The organism is Cupriavidus sp. SIMBA_020, from assembly GCF_046535395.1.
Classification (GTDB): Bacteria; Pseudomonadota; Gammaproteobacteria; order Burkholderiales; family Burkholderiaceae; genus Cupriavidus; species Cupriavidus campinensis.
In genome coordinates this window covers 1-233 of record NZ_JAWRWU010001745.1, presented here as the reverse complement: position 1 = coordinate 233, position 233 = coordinate 1, and the positions used below count along the sequence as shown (strand labels likewise).

At 60.5% G+C, this 233-nt stretch carries 1 protein-coding gene; it reads left to right on the top strand.

What is annotated here, in order from left to right:
- Positions 1-74: 74 nt before the first annotated feature.
- Positions 75-233: major capsid protein (locus tag SB751_RS35600; protein ID WP_410749683.1), on the top strand; the 159-nt coding region annotated here is incomplete at its 3' end.

Below are 233 nucleotides of genomic sequence, written 5' to 3'. Positions count from 1 at the left end.
GCCGCGCCATCGTTTCGACCATTTCGCCGTTGCTGAATCGCGATGGCGGCATCACAGCTATCAGGAGAGTCTTTATGGCGGATATCGCCCTTTTCAACGACGACGCGTTTTCGCTGTCGTCGCTCAGCGCTGCGATCAACGAGCAGCCGTTCGTGCCGAGCCGGCTCGCGGCATTGGGCCTGTTCGAAGAGCAGGGCATCACGACGACGGTTGTCCAGATCGAGAAGGACGGC